Source organism: Thermoactinomyces daqus, assembly GCF_000763315.1.
GTDB lineage: Bacteria > Bacillota > Bacilli > Thermoactinomycetales > Thermoactinomycetaceae > Thermoactinomyces_A > Thermoactinomyces_A daqus.
Window position 1 is genome coordinate 14,834 of record NZ_JPST01000009.1, and the last position, 21,711, is coordinate 36,544.

Here is a 21,711-nt window from a genome sequence, read left to right on the forward strand (position 1 = left end):
GTTGAAACGGAGTGGGAGCGATGACGGCTGAGGAGACTTTTTTTCAAATATTTCTTTATCCCGAAAACTGGGATTATACATTAAACCTCATCTTTTTGCTGATCGCCGTGGCTTATTTATTGCTGACAGGCCCTTTCCGGAACAGGCTGAAAGGAGAAGAAGCGGTTCCGGTCTGGAAAAAGATCTGCTTTTTGCTGGGGCTGATCGTTACTTATTTTTCGCTGGGAAGTCCGCTGGATCTGTTGACACATGAGCTTTTCAGCATGCACATGCTCCAGATGTCGCTCATGTTTTTTGTCGCACCGCCATTGTTGCTCCTGGGAATTCCGGCGTATTTGCTTGATCCGGTCGTCCGCCTTCCGGGGGTTCACGGGCTGATAGCCTTTTTTACCCGACCGGTCATCTCGATGTTTTTCTTTAATGGGCTGATGTGGATTTATCATGTGCCGCCCATCTTTGAAGCAATCATGTCATCCCACGCCGGACATAACGCTGCCCATGCGCTGATTCTGTTTGCTTCCCTGTGCATGTGGTGGCCGATCATCGGACCGGTGCCCGGGATGGATCGCCTCAAGCCGCTGTTAAAGCTGGCGCTGATCTTTGGAAACGGCGTTTTGTTGACACCTCCGTGCGCCATGATCACCTTTACGGACAGCATCCTGTACCCGACGTATTCCCAGATGTCGCACATGTTGCCGCTCATGTCCCCCCTCCATGACCAGCAGCTTGGCGGCGTGATCATGAAAGTGGTCCAGGAAATCGTGTATATCTTTGCCATCGGGCTCGTATTTGTCAAGTGGATTCGATTGGAGCGCGAGAAGGATGAGCGGGAGCAGCTGGAATTGGAAAAACAGGGGCATGTTCTGTCCAGGCAGGAGTAAAGGGATGTTGCGCAGGAAAAGCTTCATGCCTGATCTGAATAAGAAACCGAACACCGGGCGAAAAGCGGCCCGGTGTTTTTTGTTATGTGACGTTTTGACGGGCAGGCGAATAATTTACAGGGGAGAACATTACAAGTTGAGGACGTGGAACGGATGAAAGGAATCATTTTAGCTGGTGGAACGGGTTCAAGATTATTTCCGCTGACAAAGATCACCAATAAGCATTTATTGCCCGTCGGGCGTTATCCGATGATCTATCATCCTGTTTATAAACTCGTCGAATGCGGCATCCGCGATATTCTCATCGTGACCGGTGTCGAACATATGGGGGATGTGGTGAGATTGCTCGGCAGCGGAAAACAATTTTCCACCCGGTTTACCTATAAGGTGCAGGATGAGCCCGGCGGGATTGCGCAAGCGCTGTCGCTGGCCGAAGATTTTGCCGGGGAAGACCGCATGGTGGTTTTGCTGGGGGATAATGTCTTTGAAGATTCCTTAAAGCCTTATGTTGAAGCTTATGCCAGTCAGGGTTCGGGAGCCAAGATTTTGCTGAAAAAAGTGAACAACCCGGAGCGGTTTGGCGTGGCCGAAATTTGCGGGGATCAGATTGTCTCCATCGAGGAAAAACCGCAGAGGCCGAAAAGTTCCCTGTGTGTGACCGGGATTTATATGTATGATCCGCAAGTCTTTTCCTTTATCCGCACCTTGACTCCTTCCGGCCGCGGGGAGTATGAGATCACGGATGTGAACAATCTTTATATCCGGCAAAGAGCGCTTACCTTTGATGTGCTGGAGGGATGGTGGACGGATGCAGGGACACAGGAATCATTGCTTCGTGCAAATCAGTTTGCGGCCAATGTCCGCTATGAACTTTAAAACGTCTTTTGGTGAAAGGAATCGGGAACCATGAAGCAAACGGTTTTGGTGACGGGAGGAGCCGGTTTTATCGGAAGTCATTATATTCGCCATCTACTGCATCGGGAAGAGGCTATCGAGGTGATCAATGCCGATGCACTCACATATTCGGGCAATCCATTGAATCTGGAAGAAGTGGAAAAAGATCCCCGCTACCGGTTTGTGCGAGCTGATTTGACAGATCGCCGGCAAGTGCGGGAGCTGTTTGGATACAAGATTGATTTTATTGTGCATTTTGCGGCGGAAACCCATGTAGATCAAAGCATAAAAAGTGCTGAACCTTTTATACGATCCAATGTGCTGGGCACTTTTAATTTATTGGAGGAAGCGAGGCGCGCCGGCGTTCAAAAATTCGTGCACATTTCCACGGACGAAGTGTATGGCAGCATCCCTGCGGGAAAAGCGGGTGAAGATGCCCCGCTGGCCCCTTCCAATCCCTATTCGGCCTCCAAGGCTTCCTCGGATCTGCTTTGCTTGTCTTATTTTCATACCTACCATTTTCCGGTGGTCATCACCCGATGCACCAATAATTACGGGCCGAATCAATATCCGGAAAAATTGATTCCCCGTTTTATCCGGCGCTTGCTTCGCTCAGAACCGCTCCTCCTCTACGGTGACGGCAGGCAGGAACGGGACTGGCTTTATGTCGGCGATCATTGCCGGGCGATTGAGAAGGTGCGAAAAGCGGGAAAATGCGGGGAGATTTATCATATCGGCGCGGAACATACCGTAGCCAATCTGGAGGTGGCCCGGCGCTTATGCGAGCTGATGGGCAAATCCACTTCATTGATTCAATTTGTGGAAGATCGTCCCGGCCACGATTTCAGATACTCGCTTGATACCGATAAAATCAGGCGTGAATTGAATTGGGAGCCTTCTGTCCCGTTTCGGGAAGGATTGGAAAAAACCGTCAACTGGTATCTTTCTCATCCCGAATGGTGGGAGTCGATTGAACGGCGGAGAAGCGAAAGGGGGGATTAAGGGTGAAAGCGGTGGTGACCGGAGCCGGCGGGCAGCTGGGACAGGAGGTGATTCGGTGCCTGGAAAATGACAGCCGGATTCACGTTGCCGGCTTTACCCGACAGGAATGGGATGTGACCGAGCCGGATCAGACCGAACGTCTGTTAAATCGGGAGATGCCGGATGTCATCATCCATTGTGCCGCTTACACCCGGGTGGATGAGAGTGAGATCCATCCGGATGTGGCCTATGCAATCAATGGAGAAGCCACGCGCAATCTCGCCGCGGAGTGCGGCAGAAGAGGAATTCGTCTCATTTACATCAGCACCGATTACGTTTTTGACGGGAATCGAGAAGAGGGGTATACCGAATCCGATTTGCCCAACCCGCTCAATCATTATGGAAAAAGCAAGCGGTTGGGCGAAAAATGGACGATGGAGTATTGCCCTGACCATCTTATTTTGCGCACATCCTGGCTCTACGGCATCGGCGGGGCCAACTTTCCTCTTGCAATCATCCAAAAAGCGGAAGCAAAACAGTCGTTGGCCGTGGTTTGCGACCAGGTGGGTAGTCCCACCTATGCAGGTCATCTGGCGGAGAGGATCAAACAGTTTCTGTTTTCTTCAGCCCGGGGGATTTTTCATGTGGCCAATCGCGGCCAATGCTCCTGGTTTGACTTTGCCGTGGAGATCTGCCGGTTGGGCGGATACGATGTCAAAATCGAACCGATATCCTCCGAACAGTTAGCGCGCAAGGCGATTCGCCCTGCCTGTTCGGTACTTCGGTCAGAGAAAATGGAAAAATGGGGGATGCTCCCGATGCCTCACTGGAAAGAAGGGCTGGCACAATTCTTCGAGGAATGGAGGGAATTAAAGCCGTGATTGAAGGGGTTGTGTCGAAAAAGTTAAATAAATATTGCGACGACAGGGGAACATTTATGGAAATCGTGCGCGAGGATGAGGGCCTGCTGCGGAGGTTTGGTCAAGCATCGATGTCCATGACCTATCCCGGAGTGGTGAAAGCGTTTCATTATCATAAAGAGCAGGATGATCTTTGGTTCTTTCCCAGTGGAAACGCACAAGTGGTTTTGCACGATTTGCGGGAGGATTCCCCGACCTACAGGGAGACGGCCGTTTTCTACATGGGAGAGGAAAATCCGTCGATTTTGTTGATTCCATCCGGCGTTGCTCACGGTTATCGCGTGCTGGGAACGAAACCGGCCATTATCGTTTACTTTACGACCAAAGCATATTGTCCCGATCATCCCGATGAATATCGCTTGCCGTATGATGATCCTGCGATCGGCTTTGATTGGAAAACCAAGTTTCGCTGAGGGTGGGGAAGATGGAGGAGGCTAAACAAACGGTTTTGATCCTTTTATCATCCATTGCGCCCTCGTTTCAGCCCGCCCGTTTTCCAGTTATCCCGCCGTCGGGAGATAAAACCGTTCACTTCTCCGTGCATACCGCCGAAGAGATGGCGATGCGCTTCAGGGAATCCGAAGCGGGCTGTTTCCATTTGCACAACCCGCCCGAATCTGTTTTGCAGCTCTGCCGGGAACAATCATCTCCTGTAACGATTTCCTTTGATCGCCTGCCCGCACGCAAGGTTTTCCCCCTGCTTAAACTTTATGAAGTTCAAGTCCCGTCGCTTTCGTTTGGCACGATATTTCGCCGGAACGGGGTTCAAGCGAAGGTGGTTCATCCGCTGCCTCGTGCGATGCAAAGGGGAAAGACCGGCAGAAAGGCGGCGCGCAAACTGCTCCGCACCGGTGAACGTCTTTGCGTCTGGGTGGACGAAAATCTGGTTCCCGCTTCTTTCCGCTTGTCGTTATTTCAGGCACTGCAGGCAGCATTAAAGGAGAATGGCCGGTTTAAGGCGATATGGGTCACTGATCGCACTTCATTTGCCAAGAACCGGATTGTTTCCGTCCATTCCGGCCGGGTGAAGGAGAAAGCATTATGGCTGGCTGCCGATCTGTTGCTGACGGTTGGCGGATTTGGCCAGTCCCTGGCACCGCTCCATATTCAATCCTTGTACCAACGGATTCCCGTCATGACGGATGACACCGGGGATCACGGCGAATGGGTGAAACATCTTCATTCAGGAATATTGCTTGATAAAAAAAACATTTTCAGGGAATTGCGCCACTACTTTTGCCAACTGGCACGCAATCCGGGGCTGCTGGAGCAATTTCGGCAAAACGGGCATGATTTGGTGCAAAAAACAATTGGAGCGAAGTGGGATGCAAGCACAAAAACCGACCGCGAGTATCATTATTCCGAACAAAGATGAATGGAAAATGACTTGCCGCTGTCTTGAGGCGATCCGCAAGTTTACCAGGGAGAGCTGCGAAGTGATTCTGGTGGATAACGGTTCATCCAAAGTCCCTGAGGTGATCCGGCAGTATCCGTTTCTGCGCCTGATCCGAAATAATTGGAATCGTGGTTTTGCAGCCGCCATCAATCAGGGGCTGGAAAGGGCGAAGGGGGAGTATTTGGTTTGGCTCAATAACGATACGCTTCCGTCGTACCGCTGGCTGACTCAATTGCTCCATGTTTTGCGGAGCGATTCATCGATCGGTTTGGTGGGCCCGGTGTCCAACCGCGTGATCCCTGAACAAAAAATTGCCGTTTCGCTGCGATCGGTGGATAAAATTCTCCGCTTTTCCCGGCAGTTTAATCGGACTGACCCTGATCGCTGGCGGGACACGCTTCGCTTATCTGGTTTCTGCCTGGTTTATCCGCGGGAAGTCCTGCAAAAAGTGGGTTTGCTCGATGAGCGCTTTGGTCTGGGAACCTATGAGGATGATGATTATTGTTACCGCGTGCGCCAGGCAGGTTACCGGCTGGTGGTGGCAGGGGATACGTATGTTCACCATTTCGGAAGCACCAGTTTCAGAAAAAACGGCTATGATGAGTTTCGCAAAATTCTGGCGCAAAACCGGCGCTATTATATTGATAAGTGGCAGCGGATTCCCGAGGGGGAGGGATGACGGGGTGAAGATCGCTTATATTCCGTCCGCGGTCAAAAAGCCTTTTTCCGTGATTGATCAAGCCATTGTCTCTGCTTTAAAAAAAATGGAACACCAGCTGTTTTGGCTGAAGCCGGGAAGTTTGACAAAAGATTGGAAGCGGCGCCCCTTTGATCCCCGGCTGGTACTGGCCATGCTCGGTGAAAGGCTGGGCCCGGAAGAAACCGCCTGGATTCAGGATCTGTCCGTTCCCAAGGCGATCTGGTATACAGACGATCCTTATGCGATTGATTCCTCTTTGCAAACAGCCGGTGCATTTGACCTGATTTTTACCAATGAGAGCCAGGCTGTCCCCCTGTATAAACAGAAAACCAGGGCACAGGTATTTCACTTGCCGCTGGCCGCACCGCTCCAACTCTATTATCCCGAAAAGACGGTTCCCTCAGGCTATCGCAGTGATCTGGCGCTGGTGGGCTCTGCATTTCAAAATCGATTGCAGGGTGTGCGCAAGCTGTCTCCGTTTCTTTTCCGTTACAAAACCAGACTGGTCGGTCCTGGATGGTATCGCCTTCAGCACCTGCCCAACATTTCCGTCCGCCGGGGATGGGTGGAAGCGGACGAAGTACGAAGATATTACAACGGCGCGAAGATCGTTCTCAATATTCATCGCTCGTATGATGATCCGTATTTGCAAAAAAATACGCATCAGGTGAAGGCAGACACGCCGAATAACCGGGTGTTTGAGATTGCGGCATGCCGGGCGTTTCAATTGGTGGATGAAAGAAAAGATCTGGGCCGGCTATTTCAGCCCGGAAAGGAAATCATTACGTACCGGACGCTGGAAGAGCTGAAGGAAAAAATCGCTTTTTACCTCCCTCGGCCGCACTTGTGTCAAAAGATTGCCCACCGTGCTTTTGAACGAACGCGAAAAGAGCATCAGTATGAAAACCGCCTGCGACAAATACTGAAACTGGTGAGGTGAAATTTGCTTTGAATCGGCTGGCCGTTTTCATTCCTTAAACTTCCTCCATTCTGGGCGAAGGGCGTTTCAGAAGGGAGGTTTTTTTCATATATTAGTCCGAAACGGAGGTGAAGGGATGAGACAGACAGGCTTTACCTTGTGGCTGACGGGCCTCTCCGGGGCAGGAAAAACGACTGTTGCCCGACTGGTTGCCAATCATTTGCAACAAATGGAACAGATGAAAGTGCAACTGTTGGACGGGGATTTGCTCAGAGAAGTGATCAACAAAGATTTGGGCTTTTCACGGGAGGACCGTTTCCGCAATGTCGAGCGGGCTGCTTTTATCGCCCATCTGTTAAATACACATGGCGTGATCGTACTGGCATCCTTTATCACGCCATATCAGGAAATGCGGGATTATTGCCGCCAAAACATTGCCGAATATCTGGAGGTTTATGTGAAGTGCCCCCTTTCCCGTTGTATCAGCCGGGATGTCAAAGGATTGTACAAACGGGCGCTGGCCGGGGAAATCAAGCATTTCACCGGAGTGGATGATCCCTTTGAGGAACCGGACAATCCGGATCTGGTTTTGGAAACAGATCGGGAATCGCCGGAAGAAAGCAAGCATCGCGTCCTTGCTTTTTTGGAGCAGAAAGGATTGCTGGCGCGGATGGCGGGTGAGAGAGGATGACGGCCCGGCCCAAAGTTCTCGTCATCGGACTTGATTGCGCTGAGCCGTCGTTGGTATTTGACCGGTATTTCAATGTGCTTCCTCATTTGAAACGATTGATCAATACCGGCGTTTTCGCACGCATGAGAAGCAGCGACCCGCCGATCACCGTGCCGGCGTGGGCGGTGATGATGACGGGAAAAGATCCGGGGCAATTGGGGTTTTACGGTTTTCGCAACCGCAACAGCCATGACTATGACGATATCCATATTGTGGACAGCAGTTCGTTAAAGGAGCCGTGTGTCTGGGATATATTGGGGAAGAACGGGTATCAATCGATTGTCATCGGAGTTCCGCCGTCGTATCCGCCAAAACCGATCCACGGTCATTTGATCAGTTGTTTTTTAACACCGGAAAATGCAGAAACCTACACTTATCCGGCCTCACTGGCACGGGAGATCGAGGAACAAGTGGGAGAATATCGCTTCGATGTGAAAAATTTTCGCACCAGCCCGCGAGATGACTTGCTTGAACAGATCTACCAGATGACGGACACCCGTTTCAATACTGCCCGCTGGCTTATCAACAATAAACCCTGGGATTTTATGATGATGGTCGAAATGGGGGTCGACCGTATCCATCACGCTTTTTGGCAATACATGGACGATCGCCATGTGCTTTATCAAGAGTCCCCTTATCAAAATGCGATATTGGATTACTATCGTTTTGTCGATCAAAAGATCGGGGAACTTCTTGACCAGGTTCCGGAAGGGACGCGGATTTTTGTCGTCTCTGACCATGGGGCGAAACGGATGGACGGCGGCTTTTGCATCAATGAATGGCTGATCCGGGAAGGCTATTTGACATTAAGGAAACCCGTGCACAGACCGGCTGAGCTTTCTGCGGATCTCGTCGACTGGAGCAGGACGGTTGCCTGGGGTTACGGCGGCTATTACGGCCGGTTGTGTTTCAACGTCAAAGGCCGGGAGCCGCAAGGCATCATTCCTCCGGGAAAATTGCCCTCCCTGCGAAAAGAAATCGTGCAAAAGTTGAAAAAATTGACTGATGAAGAAGGAAATCCGCTTCACACCAAAGTGATCCGGCCGGAAAAACGCTATGTTGCCACCAAAAATATTCCTCCCGATCTGCTCATCTATTTTGGTGACCTTTACTGGCGTTCCGTCGGCAAAATTGGATTGGGCAAGGTTTATATCTATGAAAATGATACGGGACCGGATGGAGCCAACCATGATTATGAAGGCATTTTTATCATGACACAAAAAGGGAATGGAACGGGTTCGGCTGGCAGATTGGAAACGATCCGCATTACCGATGTGGCGCCTACCCTGCTCGCCCAATTCGGTCTGAAGCCGCTGCCGGGAATGCGCGGAAAAGCCGTGACGGTTTAGCCGGCCTGCAAAACTAACCAATGCCTATTCCCGTGGAACGACACCGAATTGGACAGTTACTCATATGCTAAGAAAAGGGAAACGACCTTAAAGGCAGGTGAGATGATGAAAATCGTCTTGATTGCCATCGATACGCTTAGAGCTGATCGTTTGGGATGCTACAACAACCGGAAACCGTCTCTCACTCCTCATCTGGATTCCCTGGCGAAACAGGGAGTTTTGTTTGAGAACATGATCGCGGAAAACAATGTAACCCGCAGTTCGTTCGTCACGATTATGACGGGAAAAAATCCGCATCAGCACGGGATTGTCAATATGAAGCACGTTCCGATTCCCGCGCGGTTGGTTCCGTTGGCGCAAATCTTGCAAAAACACGGTTATACGACCGCCGCAGTTGATTGCAATCACCGCATCACCGGCAAAAACAGCGCCTGGTTTAAAAAAGGATACCAAACGTATATCGATCCGGCGGAGGATAAGGAAACGCATTTGACTTTGCCCGCGCGGGAGGTCAGCCAAAAAGCGGTCGCATGGTTGAAAAAACACGCACATGAACCGGATTTTTTCCTGTTTTTACATTATTGGGACCCGCACTACCCCTATATGCCGGAACCGCCTTATGCCAAATGGGCTGAAAAGCATGCTGCCACGGTCTCGGAAGTGCGGAAGGAACCTTCCCTGAAAGCCGTGATGCGGGAACCACTGTGGAGTTTTATAAACAAATACAATAAAAGCGGTCTCCCGGCCAGCAGCATTCGCCAGCGCTATGATGGCAGCGTGAAGCAGGTGGATGACTCGATCGGAGATATTATCAAGGTGTTGTCAGAGACGGGGACGCTGGAAGAGACGTTGCTGATCGCAGTCGCTGACCATGGGGAAAGTTTGGGGGAACACCGGATCTACTTTGATCATCACGGATTGTACGAACCGACAATTCATGTTCCCTGCATCATTTCTTACCCGAAACGGCTGCCCAAGAATAAACGCATTACTCCTCTTTGTCAGCATGCGGATATATTCCCCACTGTTTTGCATCTGGCCGGGATCAGGAAGCCGAAAGGGATCGGCAGGATTGACGGGCGTTCACTGTTGCCGTTGATTCAGGGAAAAGTGAAGCAGATTCGCCCCTTTGTCGTTTCCTGTGAGGCCAACTGGCAGCTGAAGCGCTCGATCCGAACCTTGCGCTGGAAACTGATCCGCTCCTATGAGAAGGATGTTTACGGAAATCCGAAATGGGAATTGTATGATTTGAAAAAAGACCGGGGTGAAACAAAAAATGTGATCGCACAACATCCCCAGGTGGCGAAACAATTGAGGGGACAGATGGAGCGATGGGTGAAGCAAATGCTGCAAAAATACAGGCGCAAAGATCCGTTGGCACAAGGGGTAAAGGTCAAACTGCACCGCGCGACAGTGGCGGATGAAGAGAAAGTGAAACAGCGTTTAAGCGAACTCGGGTATTAAAAGGGAAGGAACCCATCTGCAAGATCAGGTGGGTTCCTTGTACATGGTGAGGAAAGTTTCCTTTCGCAAGGTGTTGATCCGTGTGTCAAGATCTGTTTGCCGGGGGATGACCCGATCGCGTCCGTATCTCTTTCACGTAGGCATCGCTGAAGCCGGCTTGATGGATTTGTTCTGCTTTCGCATCCGCATCGGGCCGTTTGTCATATATGCCGGCGTTTACATAATAAACGATTTGTCCATTTTCCTTCTTCTGATAGAGTCGGGAGTCGATTCCTTTTTCCTTCAACTGATTAACCCGGTTTTGCGCATCTTCCTGTTTATCAAATTTGCCGGCGATCACGACATACTTGACCGCAGGAATTTGTTCCTCCGGCGGCGGGGCAGGTGGCGGATCTTGTTCCTGGTCGTTGTCCGGATTTTTGGGTGGCGAGGCCTCAGGCGGTTTGGGGGCTTGCGGCTCTTTGTCCGAAAAAGGGGGATCCACATCGTCTTGTTTCGGCTGCGGTTTGGTCTCGTTTGGATCATCAATTGTTTTGTGCTTTGGCTTTTCTTCGGAAAATTTTATTTTTTTATGAGCGGCTTCTGCCACTTTTTGTGTGTCCTCATTATTGATAAACGGAGCGGCGATTACCCCGAGCTTACGGGGGTTGTTATCGGTGTTTACAAAGTTGAACCCCAAACAGAACAGCAGGATGATGACAAACAGGAGAGAACCGCTCAGCAACACTTTTCTCTCATTCTTCGCTTTGGCCGGCCGTTGCACCCCTGCACGGTCTGTCGAAGGAATTTCCGGCTGGTATGTGCCATGCAAAGCTTCCCGGAGGGCGTTTTTCATTTGGTCGGCTGATTGAAAACGGTGCTGCGGCTTTTTGGACAGCGCTTTATGTATGATGTGGCACAATGGGTCGGGCAACTGTGGATTGGTTGATTTTGGATCAGGAACAGGCTGCTGTATATGCTTCAATGCAATGGCCACAATTTCATCGGCATCAAACGGAACTTGTCCGGTCACCAGTTCATACAAAACCACGCCCAACGAATACAAGTCGGACATATAACTTACCTTATGACCGGATGCCTGTTCCGGAGAAAGATAATGGACGGAGCCGAGAACCGTTCCCGTTTTTGTATAGTGCGTCGTTGCACCGAGCAGGCGGGAGATGCCAAAATCCATGATCTTATAGCGGCCGTCCGGTGTGCTCATGATATTGTGAGGTTTTATGTCACGATGGATGATCCCGTGTTTGTGCGCATGAGATAATCCGTCACAGATCTGCATGGCGATTTTCATCGCTTCGGCAGCGGGAAGAGGGCCGCGCATCCGCAGGAGCTCGTCCAAGGTAAGCCCTTCGACAAATTCCATGACGATGTAATAAGTTTGTGCCTCCTGTCCCACGTCGTAGACATTGACAATATTGGGATGGGACATTTTTCCGGCCATTTGCGCCTCGCGTAAAAAACGGTTCACAAATCCTTCATCTTTGCTTAATTGGTCATTTAATACTTTAACGGCCACGTGCCGGTTCAAAAGCACGTCCTTAGCTTTGTAAACACTTGCCATGCCACCGTCGCCCAGGTGTTGAAGGATTTCATACCTTCCACCCAACTGCTTTCCTTCCAAATGGCATCACCTTTTTCTTAAATAGCTTACACCTCTACATTATACATAAACTGTTTGAAAAATATATAATTTTGCGACTCGATTTTCTAAATAGTAAAAAATTTGTCAGCGAAATTCATTTTGTTAATAAAATTATATAGATTAAGAATGCGACAATTCGCGATACAGGTAATCCTTGGATTCAGGTGGGATCGTATCAGGCATCCGGGTGGCAGCGTGTTTTAAAAACGAAAACCAGCCGGACAGTCCCGAAGGAAATCGGCTGGTTTTCTGTGGAAATGCATTGCGGGCCGGACGAGGAAAGTTAAGGTTGGAACTCGCTTAAATGATTGCGTCGGAGCTGATCTTTTTCTTCGTCCGATTTACTATAGTCAAAATGATAGATGGCGCCTTCCCAATCGCCATACATCGGATTGGGGAAGATGATCAACTTGTCGCCAAACTGGCTTTTCATTTGCTCCACCATCGCGTTTCTTTCGGTCAGCTCCTTTCCTTCAAAACCGCTGAAATCGCTCAGGTTGTCGCCAAAGAACAACAGGATCTGATGATTTTTGGCAACTTGCTGCCGTCTGTTTTCTTTCCCTTTCTCTTCCGGCTGTTGCAACAGAACGTGATCAGGCGTCGCTTGCGGGGCGCCGATGAGTTGAAGATTTTTGATCGTCGCCTCTTTCTGCGATTCTTTCCGGTTGGAAATATAGTAAATATCAACGCCTTTTTTGTCGGCATGGTTGAGAAAATCAATTGCACCCGGCAGTGCTTTTGCTTTGGCACTGGCAACCCATTTGTCCCATTGGTCGGGATATTCTTTATTCTCTTTTGCCGTATACGCCTGGTAGGGGCTGTTGTCGAATACCGTCTCGTCCAAATCCAGGACGACAGCCGGCTTTTTCTCTGTCCCTTTGTCCAGAGCCTGATCCAATCTCATCGTTCCGATATTGTAACCCTGGTAATACAGCGCTTTTGCTTCCCCGGAAGTCTGAAACCACAGGTCGGATAACAACTGTTGGCTGCTGATTGTCGCCGCCGGTTTAGCCTTGGGGGGAGTTGCGGATTGTGCAGGAAGGGAAGAGTTGCAGGCGGTCAGACCAAGTGCCAGAAAGGCGGCCATCGCGGTAATGAGCTGTTTCATGCTGATCATGTTGACCTCCTTCACAAGTTGGGCGTCTTTTTTATATATTGAATTTCTTCTCTTTATTATAGGATACTTGTGAATATTAGCATAAGATGATAGGAGACACCAAGAGAGATTTCTGGATCTCTGCCCCGGCCGCGAATTACAAGCAAGAAGGGGAACCCCTGGACAAAAGAGGATTTTCAAGGATGGAGCGCACTTTTTGAGTGGCGGGAAAATAAAATGATGTTAGCTTATGAGATAGAAAGGAAAGGGACGAAGATGAATGCGCCTTTTCTATATTTCTTCGGGATGTGGGTTTTCATTCCAGAATCATTTGTCCGATGAGGATCAAAACATCATTCAAGCTTTTCGCCAGATGGAAAAAAGCCTCCCCAATTTCCGTTTCTCTTCCTTTTTGCTGCGTCGTGAGCATCCTTCATTGCTTTTTTCACGGATTCGCAATTTCCGGCCTGATGTGATTTTATCCTTCCGGGGAGCGAATCTGCCTGCGTCAGTAGTCACCCGGTTGCGCTCATACCGCATTCCGATCGGAGTCTGGGTGGTGGATGATCCCTACCGGTTAAAGACACATGAACAGTTGGTAAAGCCTTATCATTTTGTGGTGACTCAGGACAGCAACAGCGTCCGGTTTTATCGAAACAGAGGGAAACCGGCAGTTCACCTCCCGCTGGCCGTAAATCCGGACAAATATTGCCCGCAGGAAGTCCCGGAAAAATATCGGTCCGACATCTGTTTTGTCGGCAGCGCTTTCCCTGTCCGCATCCACTTTTTCGATACATTGACACCGCTGTTGCTGCGGCACAAAACGGTGATCATCGGACAGTGGTGGGAGAAATTGAAAAACTACGACAAACTGAAAGCCTGTATCCATAACCGGCCGATTCCCCCTTCGGAAGTCGTCAAATATTACAATGGTGCAAAAATTGTACTTAATATACATCGCACATCCAATGACCGTCAGGATAATCCGTTAAACATCCCGGCGCACACTCCCAACAACCGCACGTTTGAAATCGCGGCCTGCCGGGCCTTCCAACTGGCCACATGGCGCGAGGACATGCAGAAGTTATACGATCCCCAAACGGAAATGGCTACATTCCGCGGATTAAATGATTTACGGAAAAAAATCCGCTATTACCTGCACCATGATGAAGAGAGAGAGGAGATGGCGGCCAACGCATACCGCCGTACACTGAAGGATCACACCTATGTGATGCGGTTGAAATTCCTGCTCCATCTGTTGCGAAACCATCCGCAATTAAAAGGGATCCGTTCGAAGCCGGCGCGTCTGTGAAATCGGCTTGAACATAAGTTGTGATTGCAGCCGGAAGCCGTTTGTGGCGGGCAGATCAAATAATAAGGATGAGAATGGGACCGGCACTGTGTTAATATGGGAAACGAGGCAATCGTGGCACCTTGATCCAGGTAAAAGAAGGAGGAGAAAACATTGCACCAATATTTGGGGCACATCGGTTCCTTTCCGATCCGTTCCTACAGCATCCTGTTTTTGCTGGCGATTTTGCTCGGCCTCGGCGTGACGGTGACCCTGGCCAAACTGCAAAAAAAGGATCATCTAATCGAGCCATTGCTTGATATGATTGTTCCGGTTCTGTTCGGCGCGATCATCGGGTCGCGATTTTGGCATGTTTTCCTGTTTGACTGGGGCTATTATAAAAATAATTTATGGGAGATTCCGGCCATCTGGCATGGAGGCTTGTCGATTCAGGGCGGTGTTGTCGGGGCGCTTCTGGTCGGCCTCTGGTATGTGCGCAAGCATCAGCTTTCTTTCTGGGAATTGGCTGATTTGTGCGCTCCGGGGCTCATTCTGGGCCAGAGCATCGGCCGGGACGCCAACCTGATGAATGGAGATGCCTTTGGCGACCCGACCGGGGGAGACTTCGGGCTGGTTTATCCCGAGGGGACCGTGGCCCGGGCTACTTACGGGGATCAGCCGCTATGGCCGGCCGAAGTGTGGGAAGGGCAGATGGATGTGATCATCTTCGCCCTGCTTCTCATCCTCATGCAGAAGAAGATGCCCAAAGGTTATCTTTTCCTCCTATACAGCATCTTGTACAATGCCGGCCGTTTTTGTCTGGAAATGCTGCGGGGGGATTCGCCGCGCTATCTTTTTCACTGGACAGCGGCGCAATGGACGGCGGCCATCGTCATTCTCATTTCCATTCTGGCGGGAATTTACCTCGCTTTGGCCAGCCGCAGGAAAGCGGAAAACAATTAATCGCGATAAAAAGGCGAAACGCAGGTGCACCCCTGTGTTTCGCTTTTTGTTTTTTATCCTAATAACTGCGCAAGGTCAGCTGATTCCGCCGGTAAAGCTCTTCGACAAATGCCCGCGTTTTGGCAAAGGCTTCTTCGGGCGTATCGACGACTTCGGCGATATAAGCTTCATCCGGCAACCGGTCATCCACACCGGGGATTTTGATTCGGTCACCATAGCTGTTTATTGTGCCGAACTCCCGCATGTGGTCGACTAAACGGAAGAGCGGTTCCCAATATTCCCGGTGGACAAAAATCACTTTTGTCCGGTGTCTTCTCAGATGTTTGGTGGAGATTTTGGACAAGGTTTCAAACACTTCCCAAGCAGTGCCGTAGCCGCCTGGCCAGAACAGGATCACGTGGGAGTAATTGATCAGGACCCCTTCGCGGATGGAGAAATTGTTCATTCTGAGCCGTTGATTGGAGTAAATGGAATAACTGTCGCGCAGGTTGAAAAAATTGTCATAGCCAAACTGACAGTCAATCCCGATGACATGCGCGTTCTGGCTTCTCGCTCCCTCTGCGACAGCCTGCATGATGCCGGGGCCTCCTCCCGTACAGACAGGCACATAGCAACCACCTAACGCTTTCTCTTGTTCCGTCGCCGCATACCTGCCCCACAATTCGCCGAACTTTTTGGCCGAATACCAATAGGAGGCGCTTTTTTCCTTGATCTTCCGATGCCGGTCCATTCTGACTTGCAGCCGGCCCAGTTTGTCTTGCAGAAGTTGCCGGCTGAATTCGTCCTGCTCATTTTCCAGCGCCGATTTCCAGTTGTTCCCGTGCTGGCCCAGGATCTCCAGACTGGTGTCGATTTTTTCGTGAGATGAAATGCTGGCCGATCCCATGACAGTCACAACCCCGTACTTGGCCTCGTAATCAAACAACAGCCCGGCGGCATAGATATCCGCCACGCTGTCTTCATTGCTCAGGGCACGGTCATTGGGCACATAGGAGACTTTGCTGCCGGCGACAGAGAAAGAAGCGATGCACGGGGCCGCGGAATAATCTTTCCATCTGAGAATAAATCCGTCTTCATCGATATTGTAAGCATCAACCTGACCGTTTTGGCTGATGTTGCTGAGAGATAGGCTGTAGCTGTTTGTTTTCAGCGGGTCGGCCAAATTTTTTGCAAATTTGATTCGTTCTTCAAATCTGATTTTGGCGTGAGGCCCCGAAGTTTTTTCGATCCACCATCCCGTTCCGGAGCTGATCCATGTTCCTGTGGCCGGTTCAAAAAAGACGGTGCCGTGAAGTTCGATCTCATTTTTCACAGGAAAAACACCCTCACTTTAGCCGATTTTGATTTTTTCAAGGGGTGAGAAATTACGTGACAGCTGAACCTTAAGTTTTCCGTTGTACTATGATGGCCGAAGTGAGAAAAAATATACCGGCACCGGTGCATCTTTGACGGAAGCCGCTCACAGGTCATCTCTTCTTCAACGGATTAACCGGCAACAATGTTTAACCGTTCTTTTCCTCCGTAAACATTCCACCAGGCGACGGCATTTTTTTGCAACACGTCATTCAGCTTCTGCACTCTTTTTACTCCCACGTTTAACAGCCATTCCCGCAGGGCTGCTTCCCCATGGCGGGCGTAGACGGGAATGCCGTCTTGCCAGGAGGCGCGGCCGCAGAGAACACCGGAGAAGGGAATCTGTGCTTCACCGGCGAACTCAAGGGTTTCGATAAAAACTTCATCCGTCACCCCGCCGCTTAAAAAGATAAAAGGCACTTCGGCGGCTGCGGCGGCTTCCTGCATCAGTGTTTTCGCTTCTTCCAGAGTGTATGCGACGGGATGGCCTTCGTTCGCTTTCAGTCCTTTCACATAGTGGACATTTACGGGCACTTCCACTTTCAAGACATCGATATGGTATGCCGGCCGTGAAAATTCCTTCATCATTTTCCTTACATTGTGCGGGCGGACTTTGGCAAATTCGATGCCCTTGCTGTCGGGAATGTGCCGGGAGTAACATAACGGTTCCAAAAAGAACGGAAGATTTAACGCTTTGCACTCCAGGCCCACCCGTTCAATCAGCGCCTGCTTGACGGTGTTGATTTCTTCCCGGTCATCGGGATCATAGTAAACGAGCAGTTTTACCGCCTGTGCTCCTCTCTGTTTTAAGCGCAGAACCGACCACTCGGGGAGCAGATCGGGCATGCGGTTTTCGTCTTCTGCGCTGTACCCGGTTTGCTCGTAAGCCATGATCAGTCCTGCATTGTCAGCGCGCTGTTTCGCGGCCGGCCATCCGTATTCGGGATCGAGCAGGATGCTGCTCGCATGGGGAGAAAGGATTTCCGAGACCAAGGTTTTAAAGGCAATGAGCTGTTTTTCCGTTACCTCGTTTTGACTGTACTGAGCCAGTGCCTTTTTCAGTGATCCGCGTTGATCCATCGCCGTAGCCGTAATAATTCCCCGTTCATTGGCCAGTGAGCAGAGCAAGGAAAACTTTTCTTCGGTCATCAGGCGACCCATCGCGTTCCCTCCCGATCGGGCTATTATTCAATAAATTAAGAATTGATCGTTAATTATCAATATATTATTAATGTAATATACAGAGGAAAATTTTGCAAAGATATCCATCCTTGCGAGGTGAATGCATTGATTCGCATCGTCTGTCCAAATCCCGCTCTCGATCGGACGATTCTGTTGCCGGAATTGTGCTATGATGAGGTAAACCGGGCCACCGATTTCCGTGTTGTTCCCGGAGGAAAAGGGTTAAATGTGGCCCGTGCCTGCCGCCATTTTCAGATGGCTGTGGCGATCTACGGATTTGTTGGGGGAATGGCGGGAGAGCTGGTGCAGGAAGGTTGCCGGATGCCGGGAATTTTCAACCGTTTGACCAAAATCAAAGGGGAAACGAGAATTTGCAGCATCTTCGTAGAACAGAAAAACGGCCGGGTTACCGTCGTCAATGAACCCGGGCCGGAAGTGAGCGGGGAGGAACAAAGCGACTTGAAACAGAAGCTTTATTCCGACATCCGCGAAGGTGACATCGTGATCTTTTCCGGAAGCCTTCCCGGCGGTGTTTCCAGTTCCTTTTATGCCGAACTGGCCAGACAATTGACGGAAAAATCCGTAAAAATTATTGTGGATACGAGCGGAAAGGCGCTTCAAGAGGCGATGCGGGTAAATCCGTGGTTCGTCAAGCCCAATTTGGAAGAGTTTCAAGAACTGACGGGAGTGGCTGAAAATGCGGATCTCCGGACGATATTGCAGGAAATGAAAAACTGGATAAATCAAGGCGTGAAACACATGGTAGTGACATTGGGAAAAGAAGGTCTGCTCTACGCCGGTCAAACGGAGTGCTTTTTCCTGAAATCCCCGCGGGTCGCGGCCGTTAACCCCATTGCCTGCGGCGATACGTTGTTGGGCGGATTTGTTTCGCGGTATGTGCAAACAAAGAGAATCAGGCCTTCTTTGCAACTGGGGGTTGCTTGTGCCGCGGCCAACGCCATGAATCCGTACCCGGGGATTCCGGACGATGCGGATCTGAATGCTCTCACCGGACTTGTCGAAGCGGAGGAGATGGATTGATTGGCATAAAAACAAAAACCCCCGTCTCCCCGGAAGGACGGAGGTTTGCCAGAAGTCAGGCCTGCACTTTTTTCTTTCTTCCAAGCGGCAGGTTCGTCAAGAGAAGAATGCTGAAAATAATCAAACAAAGTCCGAAGCAGGTGGCCAGTCCGATTCGTTCCCGGAGGAAGATCGCTCCCCAGATGCAGCCGAAGATCGGAACGAGAAAGGTAACATACAAGGTCTGGGTCGGACCAACCTCTTTTAACAGCCGGAAATAGAGCAAGTACGCAAAGGCGGTGGAAAGGAGGGCCAATCCCAGGACGGACCAGATGACGGCCATCGATGGAATCTGCCCGGGTATGGTAAAACAGGCAAAAGGCAAGATGGCCACGGCAGAACCGAACATCTGGCCGATGGAGAGTTCCAGAGGGGTGGCGTTGAAATTTTTCTTGGCATAAATGGAACCGATCCCGTAAAAACAAGCGGCCATCAAGGAACTGACGATCGCGACAACGGTTTGCCAGTGAAGCTGGATCGTTGTCCAGCCCACCAAAACGATGACGCCGATAAAACCGGTAATAAGGCCGAGGATTTTTCTTGCGTTTAACGGTTCTTTAATCCAGATGCGGGCGATCACCGCAGAAAACAACGGGGTGGTTGCATTGAGAATGGCCGCGAACGAAGCGGGCAGGTATACTTCAGAAAACGAAATCAGCACAAACGGAATCGCCGCATTTACCGCTCCCAGAGCAATATATTTTTTCCAGCTGCCGATAAATCCAAGCCCTTTTTTAATGACCAGACCGTAGAGGAACAGGGCCAGAAAAGCGAATCCAAGGCGGAGGGCAACAAGGAATATCGGGCCGATCACCGGTGCAGCAATCCGCATGAATAAAAAGGAAGCCCCCCACAAAGCGGCCAGAGAGAATAAAAGGGACAGATTTCGCCAATTCATAGTCGCTCGAACCTTTCTGTTTCCAAATGGAATTTCTTATAAAAATAGTTTAATAGAAAATATGATGGATATAAAATAAAAGTTTTTCATATGCAAAGGAGCTGGGAGCATGAAACAGGAAAAGCAGCGGGGAGAATGGCAAGATCGTGATACAGCGTTATTTCTGCGATACGGGCATATTTTTGTTCCCGAGCGTGAAGAATGGGGCCGTACTTTCACGGACCTGATTCCCTTCGAAAGAGATGAATCTTTCGTCGCGGTGGAGATCGGGGCCGGAGGCGGATGGTTAAGTGAAACCATTCTGACTCAGTACCCGAACAGCAAAGTGATAGCCCTCGACGGTTCTCAGCAGATGATCCGGCATGCCCGCCGGCGTTTGCAATCTTTCGGGGATCGCGTTGAATTCCGGCTCTTTAATCTCTTTGATTACGAGTGGTACCGGATGTTTGATGAAAAGATCCATTGTTTTGTCAGCAGCTTGGTGATCCATCATCTGGACGGAGAGCAAAAGCGAGCGTTATTTAAAGGGTTATATTCGGTTTTGGAGCCGGGCGGCGCTTTGCTCATAGCCGACATCATGAAAGAAACAAGTGAATATGCGCGGATTCATATGGGACGGGCTTGGGATGAGGAGACCGCCCGCCGCTCCCTGGATTTTGAGGGGAATTTGCAGGCATTTAACCAGTTTCAGAAAGAGAAGTGGAATTTATTTCATTATCCGGATCCGGCGGTGGATAAACCATCCACGTTGCCGGAACAGCTCGGTTGGCTGCAAGAGGCCGGTTTTACGGGAGTCGATGCTTTTTGGGTGAAAGCCGGACATGCTTTGTTCGGAGGGTATAAAAGGGGAGAAAAATAATACAGCGCTTGTCGATGCAGCGGGTAAATCCCTTCATTTGCACGGGGTTTACCCGCTGCATCGCTCTTGCTGGGCTTATCTGAAATGGCCCAAAGCGTGTTCGTCATGGTGGAAGTCGGAACCGCCCGTCACGATTAAATCATGTTGCTCTGCCATTTGCAAAAATTTTTTGGCTTCTCTTTTGCCATGCTGGCGGTGCCATACTTCGATCCCGTCGATCCCCATCAAGATAATTTCTTCAATGAGCTCATGGTTTTTCAGGTATCCAGGATGAGCCAGAACGGCGACCCCTCCTGCTTCGCGGATCATTCGGATGCCTTCGGGGAGCGGGAGTTCTTTTTTGCTGACATCGGCGGGTTTGCCATCGCCAAGATAGTGATTAAACACTTCTTTTGTATCATAGGCATAACCTTTGACCACGATGGCTTGGGCGATGTGCGGTCTGGCGATGATGCCGTTCCCGCTGATTTTTTTTACATCTTCCAGGGTGATCGGCATGCCCAGACGGCAAAACTTTTCGATGATTTTCTTGGCGCGTTCTTCCCGGTTTTCGCGAAATTCGGCCAAACGCGAGTGAAGCAGATCCAGATCGCGGATGTTATAACCTAAAATATCGATGCTCAGGCTTTGCCAGCGGGTGGATATCTCCACCCCGGGAATTACCGTCAAATCATAAGCCGGAGCCAGGCTGATCGCTTCACGGAGGCCGTCCAGCGTATCGTGATCGGTGATGGAAATCGTTTTTAACCCGACTTTGGTCGCGAGATCAAGGATTTCTGCCGGCCGGTAACGCCCGTCTGATGCGGTGGTATGAATATGCAGATCAAAAGTTCCCAATGGCAAATCATTCAGGATCTTCATTGTCAAAACTCCCTTGCGTGGATTAATGCATTATATGGAAATGAAATGGAAGGGTATAGGCCAAAGGAAAACAGGTATGTTGATGCAAATCAACTTCCGAAAGAAAAAAGAAGGTGTTTTTATCACGGGCGAAAAATATTTACTTTGCTGGAATCTTTTTCAAAACAGAAACGGTTGGCCCAAGCTCAGGCCAACTCGCATTACATATGGCAATACCCGGCTGTTTTGAAGATTAAACCGTAATCTTCTGAA

At 50.1% G+C, this 21,711-nt stretch carries 21 protein-coding genes; 15 read left to right on the plus strand and 6 right to left on the minus strand.

The features are described from left to right. The first annotated feature begins 20 nt into the window (after positions 1-20). The 11 genes from JG50_RS0104350 to JG50_RS0104400 all read left to right on the plus strand — a co-directional run bounded on the left by JG50_RS0104350 (position 21) and on the right by JG50_RS0104400 (position 10,234). Complete coding sequence (locus JG50_RS0104350) at positions 21-881, plus strand: cytochrome c oxidase assembly protein (RefSeq protein ID WP_052153991.1); 861 nt, start codon at positions 21-23, stop codon at positions 879-881. A 153-nt stretch (positions 882-1,034) separates the two neighbouring features. Next, complete coding sequence (locus tag JG50_RS0104355; protein ID WP_033099900.1) at positions 1,035-1,757, plus strand: sugar phosphate nucleotidyltransferase; 723 nt, start codon at positions 1,035-1,037, stop codon at positions 1,755-1,757. A 30-nt stretch (positions 1,758-1,787) separates the two neighbouring features. Further along, a complete protein-coding gene (gene rfbB, locus JG50_RS0104360; protein WP_033099901.1) occupies positions 1,788-2,777 on the plus strand; it encodes a dTDP-glucose 4,6-dehydratase in 990 nt (329 codons plus the stop codon). A gap of 2 nt (positions 2,778-2,779) precedes the next feature. Further along, positions 2,780-3,637, plus strand: coding sequence for a dTDP-4-dehydrorhamnose reductase (rfbD, locus tag JG50_RS0104365; RefSeq protein ID WP_033099902.1), 858 nt, complete (start codon positions 2,780-2,782; stop codon positions 3,635-3,637). After that, entirely contained in the window at positions 3,616-4,089 is a 474-nt protein-coding gene (locus tag JG50_RS0104370; protein ID WP_033099903.1) for a dTDP-4-dehydrorhamnose 3,5-epimerase family protein, read from the plus strand. The genes rfbD and JG50_RS0104370 overlap by 22 nt, the downstream gene beginning before the upstream one ends. A gap of 11 nt (positions 4,090-4,100) precedes the next feature. Further along, entirely contained in the window at positions 4,101-5,051 is a 951-nt protein-coding gene (locus JG50_RS0104375; RefSeq protein ID WP_033099904.1) for a glycosyltransferase, read from the plus strand. Further along, complete coding sequence (locus JG50_RS0104380) at positions 5,002-5,751, plus strand: glycosyltransferase family 2 protein (protein WP_033099905.1); 750 nt, start codon at positions 5,002-5,004, stop codon at positions 5,749-5,751. The genes JG50_RS0104375 and JG50_RS0104380 overlap by 50 nt, the downstream gene beginning before the upstream one ends. A 4-nt stretch (positions 5,752-5,755) precedes the next feature. Next, positions 5,756-6,712, plus strand: coding sequence for a CgeB family protein (locus tag JG50_RS0104385; protein WP_033099906.1), 957 nt, complete (start codon positions 5,756-5,758; stop codon positions 6,710-6,712). A 115-nt stretch (positions 6,713-6,827) separates the two neighbouring features. Continuing rightward, positions 6,828-7,382 (plus strand): adenylyl-sulfate kinase, encoded by a 555-nt coding sequence (gene cysC, locus JG50_RS0104390; protein WP_033099907.1) that lies wholly within the window; start codon positions 6,828-6,830, stop codon positions 7,380-7,382. Continuing rightward, positions 7,379-8,770: an alkaline phosphatase family protein gene (locus tag JG50_RS0104395; protein ID WP_033099908.1), complete on the plus strand. Its 1,392-nt coding sequence runs from the start codon at positions 7,379-7,381 to the stop codon at positions 8,768-8,770. The genes cysC and JG50_RS0104395 overlap by 4 nt, the downstream gene beginning before the upstream one ends. A gap of 105 nt (positions 8,771-8,875) precedes the next feature. Then, entirely contained in the window at positions 8,876-10,234 is a 1,359-nt protein-coding gene (locus JG50_RS0104400; protein ID WP_033099909.1) for a sulfatase family protein, read from the plus strand. An 85-nt stretch (positions 10,235-10,319) separates the two neighbouring features. Here JG50_RS0104400 and JG50_RS18650 read toward each other — a convergent pair whose 3' ends face one another. Both JG50_RS18650 and JG50_RS0104410 read right to left on the minus strand, forming a co-directional pair. Then, a complete protein-coding gene (locus JG50_RS18650; protein WP_052153992.1) occupies positions 10,320-11,855 on the minus strand; it encodes a protein kinase domain-containing protein in 1,536 nt (511 codons plus the stop codon). 304 nt (positions 11,856-12,159) lie between these two features. After that, positions 12,160-12,990: a 5'-nucleotidase, lipoprotein e(P4) family gene (locus tag JG50_RS0104410; RefSeq protein ID WP_033099936.1), complete on the minus strand. Its 831-nt coding sequence runs from the start codon at positions 12,988-12,990 to the stop codon at positions 12,160-12,162. 262 nt (positions 12,991-13,252) lie between these two features. On the opposite strand from JG50_RS0104410, the gene JG50_RS0104415 reads away from it, so the two are divergent. Further along, positions 13,253-14,284 (plus strand): CgeB family protein, encoded by a 1,032-nt coding sequence (locus tag JG50_RS0104415; protein WP_052153993.1) that lies wholly within the window; start codon positions 13,253-13,255, stop codon positions 14,282-14,284. Between the two features lie 153 nt (positions 14,285-14,437). Then, positions 14,438-15,226, plus strand: a complete 789-nt coding sequence (gene lgt, locus JG50_RS0104420; protein WP_033099910.1) for a prolipoprotein diacylglyceryl transferase — start codon at positions 14,438-14,440, stop codon at positions 15,224-15,226. A gap of 58 nt (positions 15,227-15,284) precedes the next feature. Here the strand turns inward: lgt and JG50_RS0104425 are convergent, their stop codons facing one another. After that, positions 15,285-16,538, minus strand: a complete 1,254-nt coding sequence (locus tag JG50_RS0104425; protein WP_033099911.1) for an LOG family protein — start codon at positions 16,536-16,538, stop codon at positions 15,285-15,287. Positions 16,539-16,711: 173 nt separating this feature from the next. Next, complete coding sequence (locus tag JG50_RS0104430) at positions 16,712-17,740, minus strand: tagatose 1,6-diphosphate aldolase (protein WP_033099912.1); 1,029 nt, start codon at positions 17,738-17,740, stop codon at positions 16,712-16,714. A 126-nt stretch (positions 17,741-17,866) separates the two neighbouring features. On the opposite strand from JG50_RS0104430, the gene JG50_RS0104435 reads away from it, so the two are divergent. Then, complete coding sequence (locus JG50_RS0104435) at positions 17,867-18,802, plus strand: 1-phosphofructokinase family hexose kinase (protein WP_033099913.1); 936 nt, start codon at positions 17,867-17,869, stop codon at positions 18,800-18,802. A 55-nt stretch (positions 18,803-18,857) separates the two neighbouring features. Here the strand turns inward: JG50_RS0104435 and JG50_RS0104440 are convergent, their stop codons facing one another. Continuing rightward, positions 18,858-19,739: a DMT family transporter gene (locus tag JG50_RS0104440; protein ID WP_033099914.1), complete on the minus strand. Its 882-nt coding sequence runs from the start codon at positions 19,737-19,739 to the stop codon at positions 18,858-18,860. 109 nt (positions 19,740-19,848) lie between these two features. Here JG50_RS0104440 and JG50_RS0104445 point away from each other — a divergent pair, with 109 nt between their 5' ends. Further along, complete coding sequence (locus JG50_RS0104445) at positions 19,849-20,598, plus strand: class I SAM-dependent methyltransferase (protein WP_033099915.1); 750 nt, start codon at positions 19,849-19,851, stop codon at positions 20,596-20,598. A 75-nt stretch (positions 20,599-20,673) separates the two neighbouring features. Here the strand turns inward: JG50_RS0104445 and JG50_RS0104450 are convergent, their stop codons facing one another. Next, on the minus strand, positions 20,674-21,459 hold the full coding sequence (locus JG50_RS0104450) for a PHP domain-containing protein (protein WP_033099916.1): 786 nt from the start codon (positions 21,457-21,459) through the stop codon (positions 20,674-20,676). Positions 21,460-21,711 lie beyond the last annotated feature (252 nt).

Bases quoted from the DNA above. Each gene is read 5' to 3' on its own strand.
- JG50_RS0104350 (WP_052153991.1), top strand. From the start codon at position 21: ATGACGGCTGAGGAGACTTTTTTTCAAATATTTCTTTATCCCGAAAAC.
- JG50_RS0104355 (WP_033099900.1), top strand. From the start codon at position 1,035: ATGAAAGGAATCATTTTAGCTGGTGGAACGGGTTCAAGATTATTTCCG.
- rfbB (WP_033099901.1), top strand. From the start codon at position 1,788: ATGAAGCAAACGGTTTTGGTGACGGGAGGAGCCGGTTTTATCGGAAGT.
- JG50_RS0104370 (WP_033099903.1), top strand. From the start codon at position 3,616: ATGGAGGGAATTAAAGCCGTGATTGAAGGGGTTGTGTCGAAAAAGTTA.
- JG50_RS0104375 (WP_033099904.1), top strand. From the start codon at position 4,101: ATGGAGGAGGCTAAACAAACGGTTTTGATCCTTTTATCATCCATTGCG.
- JG50_RS0104380 (WP_033099905.1), top strand. From the start codon at position 5,002: ATGCAAGCACAAAAACCGACCGCGAGTATCATTATTCCGAACAAAGAT.
- cysC (WP_033099907.1), top strand. From the start codon at position 6,828: ATGAGACAGACAGGCTTTACCTTGTGGCTGACGGGCCTCTCCGGGGCA.
- JG50_RS0104395 (WP_033099908.1), top strand. From the start codon at position 7,379: ATGACGGCCCGGCCCAAAGTTCTCGTCATCGGACTTGATTGCGCTGAG.
- JG50_RS0104400 (WP_033099909.1), top strand. From the start codon at position 8,876: ATGAAAATCGTCTTGATTGCCATCGATACGCTTAGAGCTGATCGTTTG.
- JG50_RS0104415 (WP_052153993.1), top strand. From the start codon at position 13,253: ATGCGCCTTTTCTATATTTCTTCGGGATGTGGGTTTTCATTCCAGAAT.
- JG50_RS0104430 (WP_033099912.1), bottom strand. From the start codon at position 17,740: ATGGGTCGCCTGATGACCGAAGAAAAGTTTTCCTTGCTCTGCTCACTG.
- JG50_RS0104440 (WP_033099914.1), bottom strand. From the start codon at position 19,739: ATGAATTGGCGAAATCTGTCCCTTTTATTCTCTCTGGCCGCTTTGTGG.
- JG50_RS0104445 (WP_033099915.1), top strand. From the start codon at position 19,849: ATGAAACAGGAAAAGCAGCGGGGAGAATGGCAAGATCGTGATACAGCG.
- JG50_RS0104450 (WP_033099916.1), bottom strand. From the start codon at position 21,459: ATGAAGATCCTGAATGATTTGCCATTGGGAACTTTTGATCTGCATATT.